Raw genomic sequence first — 23,658 nt, forward strand, 5'->3', positions numbered from 1 at the left:
ATTCGCTTCTCCTATTTCTTTTTGTCCTTCAAACCGGCGATGAGATCGCCCAGTTGGGTTTCCGGTGTCTGCGCGATGCGCTCTGCCGTGAGCTTGCGGCTCTCCTCTTTCAGGTTGCGGATGTTGAAGTCCACGTCCTCTTTCCCCACCTTGAGCCCGGCGCTCTTGGCCAGCATCCGGGAGACCCGGGCCAGCTCTTCGGGGGTGAGGAATTTGGTCAGATAGGTCAGATCCGGCCCCTCGGGCAGGGGGCAGCTCTTGAGCAGGCCGTAGAGCCGGCGGTCAAAGTCGGTGACAAAGTCCCCCTCCTCCACCGCGGCAAAGATGTACCTGGCCCACTGGCCGTCCCGCACGGCGGTGGCGATGAGCATCTCCTCGGCGGTGGCGGCCCGGGGGTTGGCGGCCGCCTGGGGGTTGACGGTGTCCCGCCGGTCGAGGACGGTGTTCACCAGCTCCTGCCGCTCCCTCTTTCGCTCCTTGCGGTGGCGGGAGCGGCGGATGTCCTCGACTTGGAGGAGGACGTTGTCCTTTTTGACCCCGCTCTTCTCGGCGGCGACCCCGGCGTAGACGTCCCGCTCCCCTGGGGTGGGGAGGGCGGCGATGGCCTGGGCGGCCTCCCGCAGGTAGGCGATGCGGCCCTCGGGGTCCTCCAGATTATAGCGGCCCTCGATGCGGGAGAGCTCGTGCTCGGTGGAGCCCTTGGCCTCGTCCAGCAGCCGCTGGAAGCGGTGGGCGCCGTTTTTCTTGATGAACTCGTCCGGGTCCTTGGCCCCGGGGATGGTGAGGATGCGGATCTTCAGCCCGGTCTGGGCCAAAAAGCCCACCGCCCGCTTGGTGGCCACCTGCCCCGCCTCGTCGGCGTCGTAGGAGACGATGACCTCGCCGGTGTACTGGGCGATCAGCCGGGCCTGGCTCTCGCCGATGGCGGTGCCCAGGGTGGCCACCGCCGTGGGGAAGCCCGCCTGGTGCATGGCGATGACGTCCATGTACCCCTCGGCGAGGATGAAGGGTTCCCCCTTGTGGTTTTTGGCAAAGCCCAGGGCGAAGAGGTTGCGGTTTTTGTGAAAGACCGGGGTCTCGGCGGTGTTGAGGTACTTGGGTTTTTCGTCCCCCAGGTTGCGCCCGCCAAAGGCGATGACGTTGCCCCGCACGTCGATGATGGGGAAGATGACCCGATTGCGGAACTTGTCGTAGGTCCCGCCCTTTTTGGAGCGGGCCACCAGGTCGGCCGCCAGCAGTTCGCTGTCGGAAAAGCCCTTTTGGCGCAGGGCGTCCCGCAGGGACGACCAACTGTCGGGGGCGTAGCCCAGGCCGAAGTGCTTGATGGTCTCGTCGGTGAGGCCCCGGCCCCGCAGGTAGTCCAGCCCCGGCTTTCCGGCCGGGGTCTTGAGGACGGCGTAGAAAAAGCGGGCGGCGGCGCGGTTTGCCTCGAGGATGCGGAGTTTGAGTTTGCCCATGGAGTCGTCGACCCCCTGCTCGGGCACCTGCATCCCGCAGCGCTGGGCCAGCCACTTGACCGCCTCCACATAGTCGAGGTTTTCGATGTTGCGGATGAAGGTGATGACGTCGCCCCCCGCCCCGCAGCCAAAGCAGTAGTAGGACTGGGTGTCCTTGTAGACCACAAAGGAGGGGGTCTTTTCGGAGTGGAAGGGGCAGAGGCCCTTGACGGTGTTGCTCCCCGCCCGCTTGAGGGGGACATAGGGGGAGATGACGTCCTCGATGTCGTTTCGGAATTTCAGTTCGGTGATAAAGCTGTCTGGGATCAACGGTCTCTCCCCTCCTTTTCTGCCATATTTTGAACCGTTTTGGCGCTATGATGTAAGCGCGATCCCCCCCGGGCCAAAAAGGGGCGCCCGGCCCGCCCGCCGAGAGAGGGGGCGCGGCCGCGCGGCTCTCTGCAAAGAGCGGGGGGCGGGCCCTAGAGGCTGTCCTCCAGCCGCCAGGAGCGGGGCACAAAGATGCGCTCAAAGGCGGTGACGGCAAAGCCGTCGGTCATGCCGGAGATGTAGTCCACCGCCGCCCGCTCGGCCCCCTCGTCCCGGGCGATCTGCCGGTAGAAGTCCGGCATCTTCTCGGGGTGTTTGACCAGGTGGCTGTAGAGGAGGGCCACCAGTTCGCAGGCCTTCCCCTCCTCCTTCTTGGCGGCGGAGTTGGTGTAGACCACCTGGTACATGAACCGGTGCAGGGCGTCAAAGGCGCGGTAGACCTCCGGGCCCATGCGGATGTCCTCGCCGCTGTTTTCCAGCAGGGAGCGGACCATGGTGGTGATGCGGGGGTTCTTCCCCCGGCCCAGCACCGCCACGCAGTCGTAGGGGAGCTCGTTTTCCTCCAGGATGCCGGCGGTGATGGCGTCCTCGATGTCGTGGTTGATGTAGGCGATCTTGTCGGCAAAGCGGACCACCCGCCCCTCCAGGGTGCAGGCGTCCTTGCCGCGGGTGTGGCAGGCGATGCCGTTTTTGGTCTCAAAGGTCAAATTGAGGCCCCGCCCCTCCTTCTCCAGCCGCTCCACCACCCGCACCGACTGCAGGTAGTGCTTGTAGCCAAAGGGGGCCAGCTCGTTGAGGGTGCGCTCCCCGGCGTGGCCGAAAGGGGTGTGCCCCAGATCGTGCCCCAGGGCGATGGCCTCGGTCAGGTCCTCGTTGAGGCGCAGGCCCCGGGCAATGGTGCGGGCGATCTGCGACACCTCCAGGGTGTGGGTGAGCCGGGTGCGGTAGTGGTCCCCCTGGGGGGAGAGGAAGACCTGGGTCTTGTGCTTGAGCCGCCGGAAGGACTTGCAGTGCAAGATCCGGTCCCGGTCCCTGGCGTAGGGGGTGCGGATCCCGTCCTCCGGGGCGGGGGCGCGCCGGCCCCGGCTCTCCTCCGACAGGGAGGCGTGGGGGGACAGGGTCTCCCGCTCGATCCTCTGGGTCATCTCGCAAACGGTCATCTTCATTCACCCCTTTACCTCTATATACGCCAACGGCCGGGCGGTTTCCTTCTTTCCGGGACCCTTTTTTTGCAAATTTTTCTCCCCCGCTGCGCCCCTCCCCCTATTTAAGAGGGCGAAAGGGGTCGATTCCTGTCACCCCGCCGCAAATTTTTTACAGGTGGGAGAAGACGACCTCCCCCAGCTGGGGGGTCACCCGGCCGCCGCTGCGCTCCACCAAGTCGGCGCAAAGGCCCTCGGCCGCGTCGGCGCGGACGGTGAGGCGCAGGGTCACCTGCTCCAAAAAGTCGCACCCCTCCTGGCGCAGGGGGTAGTTTGGCAGCAGGTTCTCCACAATTGGGTAGAAGTCGTAGGGCAGGGCGACCACCACCTGCCTGCAGGCGCAGACGGTGACGATGTCGGCCGCCGCCACCGCCAGGGAGGCGGCTTTGGAATAGGCCCGCAGCAGCCCCCCGGCCCCCAGGAGGACGCCCCCGAAGATGCGGGAGACCACGATCACCGCGTCGGTGATCCCCCCCTTTTGCAGCACCTCCAGGGTGGGCTTGCCGCCGGTGCCCTGGGGCTCGCCGTCGTCGCTGCAGCGCTGGCCGTTTTGGCAGCGCAGGTCGTAGGCAAAGACGTGGTGGCGGGCGTCGCGCAGCTCCCCCCGCACCCGCTCGACAAAGGCCATGGCCTCCTCCGGCGAGGATGCCGGGGCAATTTGCCCGATGAACTGGGACTTTTTGATGGTGACACTGTCGCCCGCCTCCCCCGCCGGGGTGCGGTAGCTCTGCTGGTCCACGCTGGGCCCTCCTCCCCTCTTTGGCGGGACAAAAAGAAAGGCGGTGTGAACCACACCACCCTCATTTTTTGGACACGCCAAAAGCTATTTATCCAGATTAAAGCGCCGTTTGAAGCGGTCAACACGTCCGCCGGTATCAACCAGTTTCTGTTTGCCGGTATAGAACGGGTGGCATTTGGAGCAGACCTCGACGCGGATGTCGCCCTTCGTGGATCTGGTCTCGATCACTTCGCCGCAAGCGCAACGGATGGTCGCTTTGTCGTAGTTCGGATGAATCCCCTGTTTCAACGCAGTCACCTCTTTCACCAAAGAAACGTTACTCTCAAGATAATAGCACAACCGTTTTTAAAATGCAAGACGGTTTGTCCCACTTTTTTGAAAAAAATCGCCCTCCCATGGGCTTTTTTGCTAGAGGGCGGCGATGGCCCCCACCAGGGCCTGCACGTCCTCGTCCCGGGTGGCCCAACTGGTGCAGAAGCGGACCGCCGTCCGCCCATCATCCAGCTCCCCCCAGCTCTCGAAGGCAAAGTCCTGCCCCAGGGCCTCCCCCTGCGCGGGGGTGAGGACGAAGAACTGCTGGTTGGTGGGGGAGTCGAAGTAGAGGGGCACCCCCGCGGCGAGGAAGGCCTTGCGGATGGCCATGGCCTGCTCCACCGCCCGCTTGCAGATGGAGCGGTAGAGCCCGCCCTCGAAGAGGACGTCGAACTGGATGCCCAGCAGCCGCCCCTTGGCCAGCAGCCCGCCCCGCTGCTTGATGAAGTAGCGAAAGTCCTTTTTGAGGGCTGGATCGGAAATCACCACCGCCTCGCCGAAGAGGGCGCCGCACTTGGTGCCGCCGATGTAGAAGACGTCGCAGAGCCGGGCCAGGTCGGGCAGGTCCAGCTCGCTCTCCGGGCTGGCGAGACCGTAGCCCAGCCGCGCCCCGTCCAGGTAGAGGGGCAGCCCCCAGCGGCGGCAGACGGCCGCCAGCTCTTCCAGCTGGGTTTTGGTGTAGAGGGTGCCGTTTTCGGTGGGGTGGGAGATGTAGCAGGCCCCCGGCTGCACCATGTGCTCGCTGACATCGCTCGTGAAGTGGGCGCGGCAGTAGTCGTCCACCTGGGCGGCGGTGATGGTGCCGTCTCGCGAGGGCAGGGGCAGCACCTTGTGGCCGGTGGCCTCGATGGCGCCGGTCTCGTGGCAGGCGATGTGCCCGCTCTCGGCGCAGAGGGCCCCCTGGTGGGGCCGCAGCAGGGCGGCGAGGACGGTGGTGTTGGCCTGGGTCCCCCCCACCAGGAAGTGGACGTCCAGGTCCTCCCTTCCGCAGGCGGCGCGGATCTTTTGGCGGGCGCTCTCGCAGTAGTGGTCGGCGCCGTAGCCGGGGGTCTGTTCCAGGTTGCTCTCGCACAGTTTTTGGAGGATGGCCGGGTGGCATCCCTCCACGTAGTCGCACTGAAAGTAGGTCATGGTCTCTCTCCCTCTCCGGTGGGGCGGGGCGCGGGCCCTCCCCTCGTTTTTCCTATATAAGAGAGGATACCCGCCCCGGCCGGGGCTTGTCAACACGGGCGGGGGCAAAAGGCGGAAAAAAGGGCCGACAGAGCCCGCCAATAGTTGCCAAAAGAAGAAAAGAAAGCTATGATGGTGGTATTCCCCCGCGCCAACCTTTGCATACTGATAACAGCCGGTTTTCCCCTGCGCCCCCGGGGCGCGGCGGGAGCGGCGGACAGCAAAAAAGGAGTGTTGTAAACGTGACATGGCACAGCCAGACCCCGGAGCAGATTGCCGGGCAGCTCGACTCCGACCTGGAAAAGGGCCTCTCCCCCAGCCAGGCGGCCGACCTGCTGGGCCGGGTGGGAGAGAACAAGCTGCAGGGCAAAAAGCCCAAGACCCTGCTGCAGCGATTTTTGGCCCAGCTCAAAGACACCATGGTCATCATCCTGATGCTGGCGGCGGTGGTCTCCACCGTGATGGCCTTTGTGGATGAACACGGCGACTTTTTGGAGCCGGTGGTGATCGTGGGGATCGTCCTCCTCAACGCCTGCCTGGGGGTCGCCCAGGAGAGCAAGGCCGAAAAGGCGCTGGAGGCCCTCAAGGACATGAGCACCCCCCACGCCCGGGTCATCCGCGGCGGCCAGGCGGAGGTCATCTCCTCCACCGAGCTGGTGCCCGGCGACATCATCGTGCTGGAGGCGGGGGACTTTGTCCCCGCCGACGCCCGGCTGATTGCCGCCTCCAGCCTGCAGTGCGAGGAGTCGGCCCTCACCGGCGAGTCGGTGCCGGTGCAGAAGGAGGCGGCCGGCACCGTGCCGGAGGACGCCCCCCTGGGCGACCGGCACAACATGGTGTACAGCGGCTGCAGCGTCAGCTACGGCCGGGGCACCGCCATCGTCACCTCCACCGGCATGTCCACCCAGATGGGGAGCATCGCCGCCCTCCTCTCGGGGGAGGAAGACGGCCAGACCCCCCTGCAGCACAAGCTGGAGCAGATGGGCAAGATCTTGGGGCTGGTGGCCCTGGCCGTCTGCGCGGTCATCTTCGTCATCGGGCTGCTGGGGGGCACCCCCATCGGCGAGATCCTGCTGACGGCCATCTCCCTGGCGGTGGCCGCCATCCCCGAGGGGCTGCCCGCCATCGTCACCATCGTGCTGGCCATGGGCGTGTCGCGGATGGTGAAGAAAAACGCCATCATCCGCCGGCTGCCCGCGGTGGAGACCCTGGGCAGCGCCTCGGTCATCTGCTCGGACAAGACCGGCACCCTGACCCAAAACCGGATGACCGTGTTGCAGACCTGGGTGGACGGCGAGGACCGGGCCGAGGACATCTCCCGGGAGGAGCGGCCCTCCGACCCGGCGGTGGCCCTGCTCAAGCTGGGCACCCTCTGCTGTGACGGCACCGTCTCCGCCCAGCCCGACGGCACCTTCAAGCACATCGGCGACCCCACCGAGACCGCCATCGTCGCCGCCGCCCTGCGCGCCGGCGAGGAGCAGGAGGCCCTGAACGCCGCCTACCCCCGCCAGTTCGACCTGCCCTTCGACTCGGACCGCAAGCTGATGACCACCGTCAACCTGATCGACGACCAGCTGCACGTCATCGTCAAGGGGGCCTTCGACATCCTCAGCGAGCGCTGCGTGGCCGGGGACGTGGAGACCGCCCGCCGCATCAACGAGGAGATGGGGGGCGAGGCCCTGCGGGTCATCTGCGTGGCCCACAAGGTCATCCCCCTCCTCCCCCTGCCGGAGGACGCGGCCGAACTGGAGCAGGGGCTGACCCTGATGGGCCTCATCGGGATGATCGACCCGCCCCGGGAGGAGGCCAGGGACGCCATCGCCACCTGCCTGAAGGCGGGCATCCGCCCGGTGATGATCACCGGCGACCACGTGGTCACCGCCTCGGCCATCGCCCGGCAGATGGGCATTTTGAAGGAGGGCGAGCGGGCCATCACCGGCGCGGAGCTGGCCGCCATGAGCGAGGAGGAGCTGGACCGGCGCATCGCCGAGTTCTCGGTCTACGCCCGGGTCACCCCCGAGGACAAGATCCGCATCGTCAAGGCCTGGCAGAAAAACGGGCAGATCGTCTCCATGACCGGCGACGGGGTCAACGACGCCCCCGCCCTCAAGGCCGCCGACATCGGCTGCGCCATGGGGATCACCGGCACCGACGTGGCCAAGGGCGCGGCGGACATGGTCCTCACCGACGACAACTTCGCCACCATCGTGGTGGCCGTCAAAGAGGGGCGGGGCATCTTCCAGAACATCGTCAAGTCCATCGAGTTCCTGCTCAGCTGCAACATCGGCGAGATCTTGACGGTGCTGGGCTCCATGCTCCTCTCCTTCGGCTCCCCCCTCACCGCCATCCAGCTGCTCTGGGTCAACCTGGTGACCGACGGGCTGCCGGCCCTGGCCCTGGGGATGGACCCGGTGGACAAACACGTCATGGACGAGCCGCCCCGGCCCAAGAGCCAGGGGATCTTCAACCCCGCCCTCTGGGTGCACATTGTATTGCAGGGGCTGATGATCGCCGGGCTCACCGTCACCGGCTATGCCCTGGGCCGCTACGTCTTTGGCAGCGACCTGGTGGAAGAGGGGCGGACCATGGCCTTTTTGGTGCTGGCCTGCAGCCAGTTGGTGCACGTCTACAACATCCGCGCCAAGGGCTCCCTCTTCGCCCAGAATCCCTTTGCCAACAAGTACCTCAACGGCGCGGTGCTCTGCAGCCTGGCGCTGATTTTGCTGGTCTCCCTGATCCCGCCGGTGGCGGGGGTGTTCGGGATGTACCTGCTGCCCGCCAAAGCCTGGTTGGCCGTGGCGGGACTGAGCCTGCTGCCCATCCCCCTGGTGGAGCTGGGCAAGCTGGTTTCCAGGGTGTTTGCCAAAAAGTAAGGCGATTTTCCCCTTCTGATTGGAAAGAGGGCCCGGCCGGGGCGTTTCCCGGCCGGGCCCTCTTTGGATTTTACCTTTTTGCGGGGAGTAGGGGGAGATTTGTCGGTTTTATCCCCTGCATTCTGTAAACTGCGGCTTCGGCGGGAGGGCAGTTGGCGGGGAATGGGGATGGGTTCCGGGGGCGCGGAATAGGTACGGGTTTTCGGGGGCGCGGGAGGGCCGGGCCATGTAGGCGGTGGAAGGGGGATGTTCCTGCCGCTGGTTTTTTGCCTCTCATTTTTTTGCCCCGCATTCTGATAACTGTCGGTTCGGCGGAGGGAGCAGTTGGCGGGGAATGGAGGCGGGGTTCCGGGGGCGCGGGAGGGCCGGGCCACGTCGGCGGAGGAGGATATTCCTGCCGCCGGTTTTTTGCCTCACATTTTTTGCCCCGCATTCTGACAAGTGTCGATTCGGCGGGGGGCAATTGACGGAGAGTGGGGACGGGTTTTCGGGGACGCAGGAGGTCCGGGCCGCGTCGGCGGCGGGAGGGGCAATTGACGGGGAGTGGGGATGGGCTTTCGGGGACGCGGGAGGGGCGGGCCACGTCGGCGGAGGGGGGTGTTCCTGCCGTCGGTTTTTTGTTCCGCATTCTGACAACTGTCGATTCGGCGGAGGGGGCAGTTGGCGGGGAATGGAGGCGAGGTTCCGGGGGCGCGGGAGGGCCGGGCCGTATCGGCGGCAGGAGTGGGATGCTCCTGCCGCCGGTTTTTTGCCCCGCATTCTGACAACTGCCGATTCGGTAGGGGGCAGTTGGCGGGGAATGGAGGCGGGGTTCCGGGAGCGCGGGAGGGCCAGGCCGCGTCGGCGGCGAGGGGATGTCTCTGTTGTCCATTTTGCCCCCAGCATTTTGCCAGTCGCTCCTTCGGCGGGGGGAGCGGGGACAGATTGCCCGGTCCGACTTTCGCCCTCAGCCCCTGCAAGAGGGAAATGAGGAGGTGGAGGGCCGCCCTTTGGCGTTCAATCCGTCGGAACTGCCCGCTTTTCTGCGGAAACACCCCATCCATGTCTTGGGGGAGGGGGCGCGCTGAGATGGGAGAAAAGGCCCGGCGGCCACGGTCCCTTTTCCGGCGGAAAGAAGGGGCTCCCCTCCCCCGATCTGTTGGGCGGCAAACCAAAAAGAGAGGCCCCCACGGGGGCCTCTCTTTTTTACTGGTGCAGGGGGCGGTCTTCGGCCCGGCGGCCGGCCGATCCGGCCAGCAGGGCCGCCAGGGCCACCAGGAAGGCGCCCAGCACCACTGCCGGGAGATCGAGGGGGCAGCGGGCCAGCAGGAGCACCAGCCCCTCAAACCCGCCGGCGGCCAAAAAGGCCAGGTTGTCCCACCAGCGCAGCCGCTCTCTCCCCCGCCGCAGCAGCAGGGCGTAGAGCAGGGAGACAGCGCCCACCAGCAGGGCCAGCCAGTGCAGCCCACAGCTGGAAATCGGCGCGCCCTCCCCGGTGTAGGGGCCGGTCCCCTCTCCGCTCCCCTGGCCCCCGCCGTTGCCGCCGTCGGGCAGGGGGGTCACGTCGCCGGAGGCGCTGCCGTCGGTCAGGGTGTAGGTCAAGTAGAGGGTGGCGGTGTTGCCGTACTCGTCGACGACCCGGTAGGCGATGAGGCAGGAGCCGGCCCGGTCGGTGGCAAAGCCCTGGGCGGTGATGTCCTGCCCGTTTTGGGAGAGGGTGAGCCCCTCCTCCCCCAGGCCCGCGCCGCCGGGGAGGACGCGGTAGTTCTGCCGCACCCAGGCCAGCGCCTTTTCGGCGGTGAGGGTCCCGTCAAAGGCCGGGGGATAGGCCACCGGCTCGGTGACGCTCTGCCGGTAGCTGTGGTGGACGGCGCCGCCTTTGTCCACCGCCTCCTCCGGCGCGGGCAGGGGGCGCTCCGGGTGGGCCGGCTCGATGACCGGCGGCTCGCTGCGCTGGGCAAAGGCGTAGGTGAGGACGAGGGTGGTGGTGTTGCCGCCCCGGTCCTTCACCGTGTAGGTGATGAGGCAGGAGCCGGGCACGGCGGTGGAGATCCCCTCCACCGGCGCGCCGCCCTGCTCCATATGCAGGGTGTGGTCTATCAGGCTGCTGCCCTGGGCGGCAAAGTCGTAGTGGTCGCGGATATACCCCAGGGCGTCGCTGCGGGTGAAGCTGCCGCCATGGGCCGGCGGGTCGGTAATCAGCTCGGTCACCCGGTCGGTGTAGGTGTGGTGGACGGTGTTGTCCGGGTCGATCACCTCCTGGGGGCCCTGGGGCGGGTCCTCCGGGTCGGTGGGGAGGATGGCGGGCGGCTTGGGTTTCTCCACAAAGGCGTAGGTCAGCTGGAGGGTGGTGGTGTTGCCGTCCGCGTCGGTCACGGTGTAGCTGCCCAGGCAGGCGCCGGGGGCGGTGGTGGGCAGGCCGGCCGCCGAGATGTCCCGCCCGTCCCGGGTCATGGCAAGGGTGGCCGACCCCGCGCCGAAGGTGTAGCGGGAGGCGATGATCTCCCGCAGCTTGTCCGCCGTGAGGGTGCCGCCGAAGGCCGGCGGATCGGTCACCAGTTGGGTGATCTGGTCGGTGTAGACCGCGTGCACCAGCCCCTCCTCATCCGTCTGGGTCTCGGGGCCGCTGGGGCCCGGCTGGTCCGGGTCGGCGGGGTCCACCGACGGCGGGTCGCTCACCGTCACCGCCAGGGGGGCGGAGGGGTTGCCCGCCGCGTCCAGCACCCGGTAGAGCCCGTTTTTGGCGGGGGCAACCGTCTGGGTGGCGGCCCCGCTGCCATCGGTCAGGGCAAAGGCCTGCACCGTCTCCCACGCCTTGGTGGCGGGGTTCTGCCGCTCCAGTTTCCAGACGCCGGAAAGGCTGTCTGTGAGGGTCAAATCCCCGTCGGCGGTGGTCAGGGCGGGGGCGGTGACATCCACCCGGATGGTATCGCTGGCGGTGGTGGAGACGGCCCCGGACCCGCTGTCCCGCGCCTGATAGGTCACCGGGATGCCGCTGGTCTCCTCCGCGTACTGCTTTTGGGGGGTGGTGGAGTCGAGGGCGGCCTCCAGCTCGCTCCCCTTTTTGATGTGGAACTGGTCAAAGGTGCCGGGGCAGAAGGTCACCTCCACCGGCCCCCGGTTCCAGCCGTTTTCGTTGGCCGGGGTGCGGGTGTAGTGGTAGTCGGTGCCGGGGACGGGGGTGGGCTTGTCCGGCTCCGACTCGGCGTTCGGGTCAAAGGGCACCAGCTCCACCGCCGGCACCAGCTCGGCCTTGGAATAGCACCGGGACTGAAAGAAGGTATCGGCAATCTGCTGGCCCACCGTCACCGCCGCGCCGGTGGGGTTTTGGATCTTGGCCTTGTAGGTGATGACGTTGTTTCCCGCGCCGGTCATCTTGAAGGGGATGCCCGCGTTGGCGATGTCGGTCCCGGCGTCCACCGCCGTATCGTTGGCCTTGATCTCCTGCCCCTCGGCCTTGGTCAGGGGGACGATGCCGGCGGTGGGGTAGTCTTTATTTCCCTGCAGCAGCTTGAGGGTGCAGGGGACGGCCTGGCCGTCGGCGTTTTTGTTGATGTTTTTCACCGTGGCCTGGACGACGACGGTGTCGCCGTCCACCGGCACCTCGCCCTCGTCGAACGCGCTGCCGTCCGCCTTGAGGAGCTTGGTCTCCACAAATTCCGGGTAGTAGCGGGTGTAGGCCGCGGAGTTGAATTTCATCGAGAGTTCAAACCCGCCGGGAAAGGTGAGTTCTTTGGGATAGTCCACCCCGCCGGTGATGGCGAGCTGGGCCGTCTCCGTCCCCGCCGGCAGGATGACGTAGGGGCTGCAGGAGAGGGTGGCTTTCTGCCCGCCGCTCTGCAGGGTGGCCGTCACCTGCTGAGTCGCGCTGCTGTACTGTATCTGGAGCTTGCCGGGCTGGTTGAAATAGTCTTTCGTCAAGTCGACCTTCTTCACCAGCGTCTGTGGCTGGGTGGAACTCGGCATGCTGTAAAAGGCCATCTCATAATTGCCGTTTACCTTCCAGACCAGGAGAGAGAGGATCTTTCCATCGGGCACCGCGAGAGCGATGCTGATGTGCTCACTACCGGTGGTGAGGGCCGTCATGATCATCGTGAAGTCAACGTCCACCGTCCAGTCCGATTGGAGGGACAGCCACCCCTTGCTATGCACCTGACTGATGGAGGTCTTGAGTCTATCCGGTGCGCTTCCGTGCGGTATCCAAACGGTGGCGTCTGAAATATATACGTCGTTGTCGTGCACCCCATATTTGTCCCCCACAAAGCCGCTGACGTTGTTCCAGGTAAAGACCTGTTTCAAATCTGTGGCGCCGATATACTGGTCGGTGGTCTCACCGGTGGCGCCCGCCGTCCCCCGCCCGCCGGTGAGGGAGAGGGCGCCCAGCAGGGTCAGGGTTGCCAAAGCGGCGGCGAGCACCTGCCCGCCCCTCCGCTTCGCCCGCTTTTGTTGTCGCATTGCAATCGCTCCTTTTCTCTGTCTGCACTACACCTTACTTATTTATAATGTCTGAAGGCGACAGGATACGACAAAATAAAAAGGAAATTTTTGTTCCTCTTTTTCCGGCCATAAAACTGCTATAATGACAGTTGAAACGATGTCGGGAGAGAGGGGAAATGAAGCGATGCTGTCACACCGGGAACTGGGGGAGCTGCTGGACCGGGCCAAGGCCGGAGAGCAGGCCGCCTTTGACCAGCTCTACCGGGCCACCGCCCCCATTCAGCTCAGCCAGATCCGCCGCTATTTGGGAGAGGAGGAGGGGGCCGAGGACCTGTTGCAGGAGGCCTATCTGGTGCTGTGGAAAAACCTGGACAAGCTGCGCCAGACCGAGGGGCTGGTGGCCTATCTCAACCGCGTCACCTACAACCTCTGCATGAACCGGCGGCGCAGCAAGTCCAAGGAGCGGGCGCGGCTGCGCTCGCTGGAGGAGCTGCCCCCCTACCAGGAGAGGGCGGAATCGGTCAGTGCGCTGGAGGACTGGGAGGCCCAGGAACTGCTGCGGGAGGCCATGGGCTGGCTCGGGGAGGAGGAGTTGGAGGCCGTCTCCCTGCGCCACTTTCAGGGAAAGACGGTGCGCCAGACCGCCGAGGCCATGCACCTGTCGGAGCGGACGGTGCAGAGGCTGCTCAAATCGGCGGCCCAAAAGATGAAAAAGGGGGTGCTCCCCGCCTTCCTCCCCCTGCCGCTGGCCCTGGGGGGACGGCGCACCCGCCCGCAGACCGGCCACAGCCGCTGGCTCCTCCCCGCGGCGGAGGTGGGGGCGGGGGTGTTGGTGGCCGCCGGGGGCGCGGCCCTCCCCCCGCTGTTTTCGGCCTCCCTCTCCCCCAAGGGGCCGGCGCGGGAGAAGGTCGTCTCGGTGGAGGGGAAAACCGCCCTCACCCGCGCCCGACTCATCGCCCCGGACGGCGCGGCCCTCCCCCTGGAGCGGGGGGAGGACGGCGTCTACCGGGCGGCGGTGCGGGAAAACGGCCGCTACCGGCTCGAGGTCTCCGGCCCCCTTGCCACTGCCGCCCGAGAGGTGGCGGTGACGGACGTGGACCGGGAGGGGCCCCGGCTGATTTCCGTCCGCCGGGAAGGGGGGCTGGTGAAGCTGACCTTTGCCGAAGAGAACGGGCTGGCAGAGGCCCGCTGCACCGGGGAGGACGGCGCCGTCTACCTGCCGGTGCGCAGCGAGGGGGACACCCTCTCCTTCGCCCTGCCCGAGGGCGTCTACCGCGCCGAGATCGCCGACAGTCTGGGTAACCGCTCGGCAGGCGAGGTGACGGTCGCCCCCTGAACGGACGCAAAAGAGAGGGAGAGCCGCACGGCCCAGACGGGCGGTGCGGCTCTTTCGCTGGACGGGGGATGTGGAAGGGGGGGAGGTCGGTTTTTCAGGTGCCGGGACGCTCTTTCCCTGGAAGGGGCGGCTCGGTTGGGCGATGGGGTCTCTGTTTTTTCAGGGAGAGGGGGGCGGATGTTTGGGTGGGAGGGGGGGCGATCCTCTGCACGCGGGAGGAATGCAGGGAGTCCCTCTCTTCTTAAAGGGCGCAATCCGGTTTGGCGGTGCCGCTCCCCTTCCCCCGGAAAGGGAGGACAGGATGCCTCTGGACGTGCCGAGGGGGAAACGGTCTTTTCCCCGCGCCCAGCAGCGGGCATGGCCCCTTCTTATGGAAGAAGAGGGGGGCTGTTCTCTCCTGTGGAGGAGGGGGGCTGCGGGGGCAGACATCTAGGCAGCAGGGAGAGGCGACTCTCTGCACGCGGAAGGAATGCAGGGAGTCCCTCTCTTCTTAAAGGGCGCAATCCGGCTTGGCGATGTCCTCTCCCCTTCCCCTGGAAAGGGGGGGCAGGATGCCTCTGGACGTGTCGAGGGGAAACGGTCTTTTCCCCGCGCCCGGCAGCGGGCATGGCCCCTTCTTATGGAAGAAGATGTGGGCTGTTCTCTCCTGTGGAGGAGGGGGCTGCGGGGGCGGACATCTGGGCAGCAGGAAGGGGCGATCCTCTGCACGCAGGAGGAATGCAGGGGGTCCTCTCTTCTAAAAGGGCGCAATCCGGTTTGGCGGTGCCGCTCCCCTTCCCCCGGAAAGGGGGGGCAGGATGCCTCTGGACGTGCCGGAGGGAAACGGTCTTTTCCCCGTACCCAGCAGCGGGCATGGCCCCTTCTTATGGAAGAAGAGGGGGCTGCCCTCTCCTGTGGAGAAGGCTGCGGGGCGGATGTTTGGGCGGTAAGAGGGACCGGTTTTCCTCGTACCTGGGACGCTCTCCCCTGAAAGGAGCCACTCGATTTGGCGATACCATCCCTGCCTTTTCAAAAGGGGGGACGGAGCGCCCCCCGGTGCGCCGGGGAACGGGCGGTCTCCTCCCGGCGGGCGGCAGTGGGACAAGCGGGTTTGGCGGCGCCACTCCCCTTCCCCCGGAAAAAGAGGGAGAGCGCCCCCACCCTCCGGGCGGAGGGGCCATCTCTCCCGACACCCGGCCCGGCGGCGGGAGACCCTCCCCGCGGGGCGGGCGGTTGCTCCCGCCAAACGGGCAGTGGCATCACCGTCTTTTCAACGGCGGGCGGTCTGTCCCCGCGCCGGGGGCGGCGGGAGACGGGAAAAACCGGTCTGCAAATCACAGGCCCGGCGGGGCTGTGCCGGCAGTGCGACCGTGTGCCACCCCATCTCGCACGCCGTTTTCGGCTTATCCATCCCCTTTTTCCCCACCTGTGCAACTGTGCCACCGATGAAAAGGGGTATATAGGGACGTTTTCTCTTTGTGGCTTTCCCCCTTTGCGCAGATTTTTGCTTTCTGTATACAGACCCCCTGTATTTGGTGGCACAACTCGCACAGTGGCACACCGCCCCCTACTCTGCGGGGCGGATGGTGATGCGCACCACCTCGGGGCGGTTGAAGAGCCGCAGGGGCAGGGGATAGTTGCCCAGCCCGCTGGAGATAAAGAGGTTTGTATCCCCCTTGGTGTAGAGGCCCTTGTCGTAGATGGGGCCGCCCTGGAGCCGGGGGAACCAGCGGCCGTCCACCTGGGCCGGGCCCAGCAGGGGCAGCCGCACCTGGCCGCCGTGGGTGTCTCCGCAGAGGGTCAGGTCGGCGCCAAAGGCGAAGAAGGCCCGGGCGTTGGGGATGTGGGCCAGCAGGATGCTGAAGCGGTCCTCCGGCGGGGAGGGGAAGGCGTTGTGCAGGTCAAAGGTGCCGGTGTAGGACTGGTTGTCGATGCCGTAGAGCAGGATTGTCTCCTCCCCCACCGTCAGCTCGGCGGTCTCGTAGTCCAGCACCGTGACCCCCCGCTGCCGCAGGGCGGAGAGAAACCCCTCCTCCCCGTCGTGCTCGCCGGGGACAAAGTAGACCGGGTACTGCCCGGCCAGCTCTTCCAGCAGGGCCAGGGCGGTGGCCCTGCCCCGCTCGTCGTCCCGGGTGTACATGTCACCGGTGACCAGGACGGCGTCGGGCTCCTGCCGCTTCACCCGCGAGAGCAGGGCGCGGTTGCCCCCGCCGAAGGTGGCCCCGTGCAGGTCGCTGAGCTGCACCAGGGTCAGGGGGGCGCTCACCTTCCCGCTCTCGATCGCCACCTCGGTGGTGACGAGGGCACAGGTCTGCTGCCACCAGAGGGCCAGCAGCAGCAAAAAGGCCAGCAGGGCCCCCATCCACCAGCGAAAGCGAAATCCTCTCTTGCCGCGTTTTGTCACCGGGCACTCCCCCTCTCTTGCTCCCCTCAGGATAGCGCCAAAGGATGACGGAGGGCCGCACAAATTTCTTACGATTTGCAAAACCTCGGCCCTCCTCTTGCTGTCCCGTCGCCCCCCTCCCTTTCCTTTCGACAAATTCTGCGCTATAATGGATCCAACGGCGCGGCCGGGCAGCGGTCCGGCACACGCGCGAGGAGAGGGGGCGAGGCGGTTGTTCTGCGCGCTTTCCAGCTTTGGGGTGTACGGGATGCACGCCTACCCGGTGTCGGTGGAGGTGGACGCCGCCCGCGGACTGCCCGCCTTCGACCTTGTGGGGCTGCCCGGCGCGGCGGTCAAAGAGGCGCGGGACCGGGTGCGCGCCGCCGTCAAAAACACCGGCTTTTCCTTCCCCGTCAGCCGGCTCACCGTCAACCTGGCCCCGGCGGACGTGAGAAAGGCCGGCTCGGTCTACGACTTGGCCATCTACCTGGGGGTGCTCTGCGCCTCGCAGCAGCTGAGGGCGGACCTGCCCGGGTCGGCCTTTCTGGGGGAGCTCTCCCTCAAGGGCGACCTGCGGCGGGTGGCCGGGGTGCTGCCCATGGCCATCGAGGCCAAGCGGCGGGGGTTCACCCGCCTCTTCCTGCCCCGGGAGAACGCCTGGGAGGCCGGGGTGGTGGAGGGCATCGACATCCTGCCCGCGGCCACGGCGGGGGAGGTGGTCGCCCACCTGACGGGGGTGGCCCCCATCGCCCCCTTTGCCGGCGGGCGGGGGAGCGTGCCGAAGGGAGAGGAGATGCTCCCCGACCTGGCCGACGTTAAGGGCCAGTACCTGGCCCGCCGGGCGCTGGAGGTGGCGGCCTGCGGCGGACACAACCTGCTGATGGTGGGCCCGCCGGGGGCCGGCAAGTCGATGCTGGCCAAGCGGCTGCCCTCCATCCTCCCGCCCATGACCTTTGCCAAGCAGTTGGAGACCACCATGGTCCACTCCATCGCCGGGCTGCTGCCGCCCGACACCGCCCTGGTGCGCCGGCGGCCCTTTCGCGCCCCCCACCACACCATCAGCCCGGTGGGGCTGACCGGGGGCGGCCCCACCCCCCGGCCGGGGGAGATCTCCCTGGCCCACAACGGGGTGCTGTTTCTGGACGAGCTGGCCGAGTTCTCCCGCGGGGCGCTGGACGCCCTGCGCCAGCCCCTGGAAAACGGCTCGGTCACCATCACCCGGGCCCAGCACACCCTGACCTTCCCCTGCGAGATCATGCTGACCGCCGCCCTCAACCCCTGCCCCTGCGGCTACCTGCACCACCCCACCCGGCCCTGCACCTGCACCGCCGGCCAGATCGCCCGCTACCGCGGGCGGGTCAGCGGCCCCATCCTCGACCGCATCGACCTGCACCTGGCGGTGGAGCCGGTGGAGTACAGCGACCTCTCCTCCCGGGAGCGGGGGGAAGCCTCCGCCGCGGTGCGGGCGCGGGTGGCGGCAGGCAGGCAGCGGAGCTAGAGGGGTATAAGAGTCAGCCCCCTGACCCCCGGGGCCGAGCGGCTGCTGAGGGAGGCCTTTGACACCCTGGGGCTGTCGGCCCGGGCGCGGGACAAGCTGCTCAAGCTGGCCCGCACCGTGGCCGACCTGGACGGCTGCGACCAGATCGCCGAGGCCCACATGGCCGAGGTCATCCAGTACCGGCAACTGGACCGGCAGGGCGGCTGGTAGGCGCAAAAAAGAGGGCCCGGCGGAAGGGAGTTTCCTTCCGCCGGGCCCTCTTTTGCTGCGGGATGGGGGTCAGCGGCCCCTCTGCTCCCGCCGTACCTGGGCGACGATCTGCTCCGCCGCCTCCTCTTGTCCTGCTTTTTGACGTAGATGTAATAGGGCTTTTCAAAGCGGGAACCGCTGCCGTCGCCGCCCCAGTCCCAGCGGCCCATCCGGTCGCTGTTGGGGGTGCGCCAGCAGTAGGGGATGCCGGCTTTCGTCAGAGCCCGGGTGATGGCCGTGCTCTCCGCCAGGGAGTAGCCCATGTAGATCTCCGGCCGCCCGATCCAAAAGAGCATTGCAAACGCCTCCTTCCGGCGCAGTGCGCCCGCCGCTAGGTGTGGCTGCACAGGGGGATGCGCCCCTCGGGCAGCCAGTCAAAATCCCCCTGCACAAAGAGCGCGTCCTCCCCCGCACAGGGGATGGGGGCAAAGCCGGGGGCCCGGTCCCGCCAGAAGCCCAGCTCCACCCGCCGGGTCGCCGACCCCGCCAGGGCGGCCACCGCCTCGTTCAGGCTGTCGGGGCCCCAGTGCTGCCAGAGGGTGAGGGTCTCCCCCGCAAAGGTGGCGGCGGCCACCCCGCCCCGCGGCAGGCGGTAAAAGCCGTTTTGCAAGGGGCCCAGGGCGTAGAACAGGCAGAGCGGGCCCCCGCCCACCTGCCAGATGTCGGCCCCTGTCGGGGCGCCCTCGGCCAGAGAGAAGATCTCCCGCTGCACCGCCGGGTCGCCGGTGTCCAGGGGGCGGGCCGTCCCCTCCCCCGCCCCGCGCAAGGGGCGAAAGAGGCGCTGCTCCTCTGCCCGGACAAAGCCGAACTTGGGGTAGAAGTCCAACACGCTGGGGTTGGCAAAGAGGAAGAGGCCGTCGCACCGCCCCTTCCAGTCGGCGAGCACCCGCCGGAGCAGCCGGGCGGAGAGGCCCTGCCCCCGGCAGGCGGGGTGGGTCTCCACTGTGCCCAGTTGCAGGTAGCGCCGCCGCTGCCCCCGCACCCAGAACTCCATGGGGCTGACCGAGACGTTGGCCACCACCCGCTCCCCCTCCACGACGGAGTAGGGGATGTAGCCCTCCCCCCAGTAGCCGGCCCGATACCACCCCTCAAAGGAGAGGCCGAAGACCGCCTCGGTGAGGGCATTCAGGCTTTGGCGGAGGGCGTCGTTCTGCCGGTAGCCCACCGCGATTTTCCGCTCCGGCATGGCGATCCCCCCTCTCTGCCCCCATCATACCCGGCGGAAACGGCCCTGTCAATGGGGGGAGGGCGTTTGGCGGGGGGCGGCGGCAGTGCCGTCCTCGCCCGAAAGCCCCCCGGCCGTTCGGCCTGGGCCGGGATGCCCTTTTCCTCCCCTCTCTGAAAACAGATGGCGGCGCGACGGCTTGCCGGGGGGACGCACCGACTTGCAATGGAGGCGTGCTGGCTTGCCGGGGAGGCGCGCCGGCTTTTCCGACTGCCTCTTCCGCGGGGCGCGCCCGGCTCTGCTCTCCGCCCGCGCAAAGGCCCCGCTCGGTTTTCCGTCCCAGTGCTGGGGGAAGGGACTGGGAAGGAAGGGCTGGGAAGTTGCCCTTTCTATCGCCTGCCATCCGGTCCCGTCTTCTCCCCCGTTCCTGCACCGGGGAGAGGACTTGGGGTATGGGCGCTGGAAATCAGTACTGCTCGAAGGGGGGCGGGGGCGGGAAGGCCTCTCTCCTCTCCCCCCACCACCTGTTCCCTCAGCTCCCCGTCCCTGCCTCGAGAGTGGGGCATGAGAATCGCACACCCTCCCGGAGGGGGGAACTCGGAAAGCCGCCCTGCGGGGAGAGCGGTGGGGACTCGCCCCCGCCTATCGCCCGGTTCCCCTTACCCCCTGTCCCGACGCCGGGGATAGGGCTGGGGGGCAAGGACAAGAACTGGAAATCCGCACTGCCGGAAAGGCGGAGAGCCCGGAAAGCTGCCCTGCGGGGAGAGCAGTGGGGACTTGCTCCCACCTGTCGCCCAGTTCCCTTTGCCCCCCTGTCCCAGCGCCAGGGATAGGCCTGGGAGCGAGGACAAGGGCTGGAAATCTGCACTGCCGGAAGGGCGGAGAGCCCGGAAAGCCGCCCGGCGGGGAGAGCGGTGGGGGACTTGCTCTCGCCTGTCGCCCGGTTCCCCTTACCTCCTGTCCCGGCGCCGGAGATAGGCCTGGGGGCAAGGACAAGAACTGGAAATCCTCACTGCCGGAAGGGTGGAGAGCCCGGAAAGCTGCTCTGCGGGGAAGCGGTGGAGGACTTGCTCTCGCCTGTCGCACGGTTCCCCTTACCCCCTGTCCCGACGCCGGGGATAGGCCTGGGGGCGAGGACAAGAGCTGGAAATCCGCACTGCCGGAAGAGCGGACAGCCTGGAAAGGCCCTCTCCCCGCCGCCCAACTCTGCTCGGCTCCTCGCCTCAGCATCGGAAGTGGGCAGAGGGCTCCGATGGAGGGCCGGAAAGCACGGGAGTCCGCTCTCCTCCTCCCCCTATCCCCCCGCCTCTGCCCTGCCCATTGCCCCTATGCCAGGAGGGCCAACGGGCTTCCCTCCTCGCTCCTCTCCCCGGTGCGGGGGCGTTTGGCGGGGCTGTGCGGCGGGGGCAGAGGTGCGGCAGATACGGCGGCCACGCCATCTCCACCCGGACCCCTCTGGCCATTCGGCTTTTGCGCCGGGCGGGGGGCGGCGGCCCTGCTTCCCCTGCGCCCGCCTGTTCGGAAACAGGCACACCCCTCCCCGGTACAACAGGACGTTTTCGACCAGCATTCCCCGGTACAATGGAGAAAAGGGGGCCGCGCGGAGAGGCCCCCCGGCCAGGGCCCCCTCCCCTGTGCCGGGGCCTCTCTCCCCCACCCGTCCCGCAGCGGGCGCCAAAAAGCGCCCGCCCGGCTCGTTCGCCGGACAGGCGCTCCTCTCTCACTTGTGGTATTTGATGTTGCCGCCGATGCAGAAGGCCCGGTAGAGCTGCTCCAGCAGCATCACCCGAAACAGCTGGTGGGGGAAGGTCATCTCCGAGACCGAGAGCCGCAGCTGACAGGCGGCCTTGACCCGCTCGTCCAGCCCGTAGCTGCCGCCGATCACCAGATCCAGCGAACTGTGCCCCGAGAGGGGCAGGCCGGACAGCAGCTGGGCAAAGGCGGGGGAGGACATCTGCCGCCCCTCCACGCAGAGGGCGATGGCGTAGCTGCCGCTCATCTTGGCCAGCAGCCGGTCCCCCTCCCCGCGGATCACCTCGTCGATGCTGTCGTGCAGCCGCTCCTCCGGCAGCTCGATCACGTTCAGCTTGCAGAAGGCCTGCAGCCGCTTGGCGTACTCCGCACAGCCCTGTTGCAGGTAGCGCTCCTTGCACCGGCCCACGCAGAGCAGATTGACCCGCATCATCTCAAAACGCCCAGAGGAGGGAGGCCTCGTCCCGGGGCATGACCTCCAGCATCACGTCCTGCCCGGCGCCCACCAGGGCCCCCATCTGCCGCAGTTTGGCGGCGCTGGTCTCGAAGGCCAGCCCGGGGAAGTTGGAGTTGATGCTCAGGTGGGCCAGCAGAAAGCGGCTGACCCCCCGGCGGGTCAGCTCCTCCACCGCGTCGGCGCAGCAGTCGTTGGAGAGGTGCCCGCTCTCGGAGATGATGCGCCGCTTCAGGTAGTAGGGGTAGCCGCAGGCGCGGAGCATGTCCTCGTCGTAGTTGGACTCGATGAGCACCGCGTCGCTGCCCTCCACCCGCTCGTAAAACCGGTCGGGCAGCACCCCCATGTCGGTGGCCACGGTGATCTTGCGCCCCTCGTCGGTGGTGACGATGTAGCCCTGGCTGCCCTCGCAGTCGTGGCTGGTGGCCATGGCCTCCACCGAGAAGCCGGGCAGCCGGGCCGGGCAGCTCTCGTCTATGTAGCGGACCTCCACCTCGGGGGGGAGGGCGTCCTTCTGGCGCAGGGCGGCGGCGGTGGCCGGCGAGGCGTAGAGGGGGACCGGCCGGTTTTTCAAAAACACCTTCAGCCCCCGCACGTGGTCGATGTGCTCGTGGGTGATGAAGACCCCCAGCAACCCGGCGGGGTCGATCTCCCGCCGGGCCATCTGCTGCAGGGTCTGGCGGCAGCTCTTGCCCATGTCCACCAGGATGCCGCCGCTCTCGCCGCCGATGTAGGTGCTGTTGCCGCTGCTGCCGCTGTAGAGCGAACAAATGGAAGTCATAAAATCTCCTTTTTCAAAGGGGGACGGGAGGTCACTCCTCCACCTTTTTGATGTCCGCCCCCAGGTCGCGGAGCTTGGAGATGATCTCCTCGTAGCCGCGCTCGATGTGGCGGATGTCGCTGATCTCGCTGGTGCCCTCGGTCATCAGGGCGGCGATGACCACCGCCGCGCCGGCCCGCAGGTCCACCGCCTGGATGGCGGCGGCGTGGAGGGCGGGCACCCCGCTGACCACCGCCACCCGGCCGTCCACCTGGATGTCGGCCCCCATCTTCCGCAGCTGCTCGGTGTAGGCAAAGCGGTTGTCCCACACCCCTTCGGTGATGATGCTGGTGCCGTCGGCCACCGAGAGCAGGGCGGTGATCTGGGGCTGCATGTCGGTGGGGAAGCCCGGGTGGGGCAGGGTCTTGACGTTGCACTTGCAGACCGGGCCCTCTCTCTTGACCCGCACCGCCTCGTCGTACTCGGTCACCTGCACCCCGGCCTTTTGCAGGGTGGCGGTGATGGATTCCAGGTGCTTGGGGATCACCCCGCTCACCAGCACGTCGCCGCCGGTGGCGGCGGCGGCCACCATGTAGGTGCCCGCCTCGATCTGGTCGGGGATGATGCCGTACTCGGTCTGGCCCAGGTGCTCCACCCCGTGGATCTTGATGACGTCGGTCCCGGCGCCGCGGATGTCGGCCCCCATGGAGTTCAAGAAGTTGGCCAGGTCCACGATGTGGGGCTCCTTGGCCACGTTTTCCAGGATGGTGACCCCCTGGGCCTTGACGGCGGCCAGCATCACGTTGATGGTGGCCCCCACCGAGACGATGTCGAAGTAGACGTGGGCGCCGATGAGCCGGTCGGCCTTGACGTGGATCACGTCGTCGTTGATGGTGGCCTGGGCGCCCAGTGCCTCCAGCCCCTTGAGGTGCTGGTCGATGGGGCGCACCCCAAAGTTGCAGCCCCCCGGCAGGGCGACCCGCGCCTCGCCGTACCGGCCCAAAATCGAGCCGATGAAGTAGTAAGAGCCCCGCATGTACTTGGTCAGCTCGTGGGGCACGTCGGTGCAGTTGATGGTGGTGGGGTCGATCTGCAGGGTGTTTTTGGTGATGGGGGTGACGGTGGCCCCCATGGACTGCAAGATGGCCACGGTGGTGGCGATGTCGCTGATGGCGGGCACGTTTTCAATGATGCAGGGCCCCTCGGCCAGCACCACCCCGGGCAGGATGGCCACCGCCGCGTTCTTGGCGCCGCTGATGTTCACATCCCCCATGAGGGGCTTTCCGCCCCGAATAACGATCTTTTCCAAATCCAAACTCTCTCCCTTTATCTGCGGGCAGATGCCCGCCTCCCAAACCCGCGCCAAGGGCCCCGAAGGGGGTGGGCGCGGTGGCCGAAAAGAGGCGGCCGCCCTTCGCCCGCCCGGGCGGGACAGCCCCTCTGGTATGCTTCTGCAGTCGTTTCTGCTCTGGCCGCCGGGCGGCCTGCTGTGTCTGTTGGGTCGGCAAAAGCCGGTGACGTCCCGAAAAAGGGCGCAAAGGCCCTTCCCGGTAAATCAAATTATAGTATACCATCTTTGCCGTTTGTTGAAAAGAGAGTGCGGC

At 67.3% G+C, this 23,658-nt stretch carries 15 protein-coding genes; 3 read left to right on the forward strand and 12 right to left on the reverse strand.

The features are described from left to right. Positions 1-11 precede the first annotated feature (11 nt). The 5 genes from dnaG to BN3266_RS04065 all read right to left on the reverse strand — a co-directional run bounded on the left by dnaG (position 12) and on the right by BN3266_RS04065 (position 5,150). Positions 12-1,766, reverse strand: a complete 1,755-nt coding sequence (gene dnaG, locus BN3266_RS04045) for a DNA primase (protein WP_059003993.1) — start codon at positions 1,764-1,766, stop codon at positions 12-14. A gap of 152 nt (positions 1,767-1,918) precedes the next feature. Next, entirely contained in the window at positions 1,919-2,926 is a 1,008-nt protein-coding gene (locus BN3266_RS04050; RefSeq protein ID WP_059004564.1) for a deoxyguanosinetriphosphate triphosphohydrolase, read from the reverse strand. A gap of 154 nt (positions 2,927-3,080) precedes the next feature. Next, complete coding sequence (locus BN3266_RS04055; protein WP_059003995.1) at positions 3,081-3,707, reverse strand: IMPACT family protein; 627 nt, start codon at positions 3,705-3,707, stop codon at positions 3,081-3,083. A gap of 84 nt (positions 3,708-3,791) precedes the next feature. Continuing rightward, on the reverse strand, positions 3,792-3,995 hold the full coding sequence (gene rpmE, locus BN3266_RS04060) for a 50S ribosomal protein L31 (protein WP_044992125.1): 204 nt from the start codon (positions 3,993-3,995) through the stop codon (positions 3,792-3,794). Between the two features lie 120 nt (positions 3,996-4,115). Then, positions 4,116-5,150, reverse strand: coding sequence for a threonine aldolase family protein (locus tag BN3266_RS04065; protein WP_021658715.1), 1,035 nt, complete (start codon positions 5,148-5,150; stop codon positions 4,116-4,118). 281 nt (positions 5,151-5,431) lie between these two features. Here BN3266_RS04065 and BN3266_RS04070 point away from each other — a divergent pair, with 281 nt between their 5' ends. After that, positions 5,432-8,062 carry a cation-translocating P-type ATPase gene (locus BN3266_RS04070; protein ID WP_059003997.1) on the forward strand — a complete coding sequence of 877 codons (2,631 nt, stop codon included), beginning with the start codon at positions 5,432-5,434 and terminating at the stop codon, positions 8,060-8,062. A 1,185-nt stretch (positions 8,063-9,247) separates the two neighbouring features. On the opposite strand, the gene BN3266_RS04080 is transcribed toward BN3266_RS04070, so the two are convergent. Then, a complete protein-coding gene (locus tag BN3266_RS04080) occupies positions 9,248-12,496 on the reverse strand; it encodes a hypothetical protein (protein WP_059004001.1) in 3,249 nt (1,082 codons plus the stop codon). 166 nt (positions 12,497-12,662) lie between these two features. Between BN3266_RS04080 and BN3266_RS04085 the strand changes: the two genes are divergently transcribed. After that, complete coding sequence (locus BN3266_RS04085; protein WP_059004003.1) at positions 12,663-13,814, forward strand: RNA polymerase sigma factor; 1,152 nt, start codon at positions 12,663-12,665, stop codon at positions 13,812-13,814. Positions 13,815-15,360: 1,546 nt separating this feature from the next. On the opposite strand, the gene BN3266_RS04095 is transcribed toward BN3266_RS04085, so the two are convergent. Beyond that, positions 15,361-16,197 (reverse strand): metallophosphoesterase, encoded by an 837-nt coding sequence (locus BN3266_RS04095; protein ID WP_154668971.1) that lies wholly within the window; start codon positions 16,195-16,197, stop codon positions 15,361-15,363. A 211-nt stretch (positions 16,198-16,408) separates the two neighbouring features. Between BN3266_RS04095 and BN3266_RS04100 the strand changes: the two genes are divergently transcribed. Continuing rightward, on the forward strand, positions 16,409-17,674 hold the full coding sequence (locus BN3266_RS04100) for a YifB family Mg chelatase-like AAA ATPase (protein WP_368013942.1): 1,266 nt from the start codon (positions 16,409-16,411) through the stop codon (positions 17,672-17,674). Here BN3266_RS04100 and BN3266_RS14560 read toward each other — a convergent pair. The 5 genes from BN3266_RS14560 to BN3266_RS04120 all read right to left on the reverse strand — a co-directional run bounded on the left by BN3266_RS14560 (position 17,671) and on the right by BN3266_RS04120 (position 23,363). Then, on the reverse strand, positions 17,671-18,219 hold the full coding sequence (locus BN3266_RS14560) for a hypothetical protein (RefSeq protein WP_438819060.1): 549 nt from the start codon (positions 18,217-18,219) through the stop codon (positions 17,671-17,673). The genes BN3266_RS04100 and BN3266_RS14560 overlap by 4 nt on opposite strands. A gap of 35 nt (positions 18,220-18,254) precedes the next feature. Then, entirely contained in the window at positions 18,255-19,109 is an 855-nt protein-coding gene (locus tag BN3266_RS04105) for a GNAT family N-acetyltransferase (RefSeq protein ID WP_059004008.1), read from the reverse strand. Positions 19,110-20,808: 1,699 nt separating this feature from the next. After that, positions 20,809-21,273, reverse strand: a complete 465-nt coding sequence (locus tag BN3266_RS04110; protein WP_059004010.1) for a 23S rRNA (pseudouridine(1915)-N(3))-methyltransferase RlmH — start codon at positions 21,271-21,273, stop codon at positions 20,809-20,811. A 1-nt stretch (position 21,274) separates the two neighbouring features. Next, positions 21,275-22,075 (reverse strand): MBL fold metallo-hydrolase, encoded by an 801-nt coding sequence (locus BN3266_RS04115; RefSeq protein ID WP_021660249.1) that lies wholly within the window; start codon positions 22,073-22,075, stop codon positions 21,275-21,277. Positions 22,076-22,106: 31 nt separating this feature from the next. Further along, positions 22,107-23,363, reverse strand: coding sequence for a UDP-N-acetylglucosamine 1-carboxyvinyltransferase (locus BN3266_RS04120; RefSeq protein ID WP_044992970.1), 1,257 nt, complete (start codon positions 23,361-23,363; stop codon positions 22,107-22,109). Positions 23,364-23,658 lie beyond the last annotated feature (295 nt).

This window comes from Bittarella massiliensis (ex Durand et al. 2017), from assembly GCF_001486165.1.
In the GTDB taxonomy this organism is placed as follows: domain Bacteria; phylum Bacillota; class Clostridia; order Oscillospirales; family Ruminococcaceae; genus Bittarella; species Bittarella massiliensis.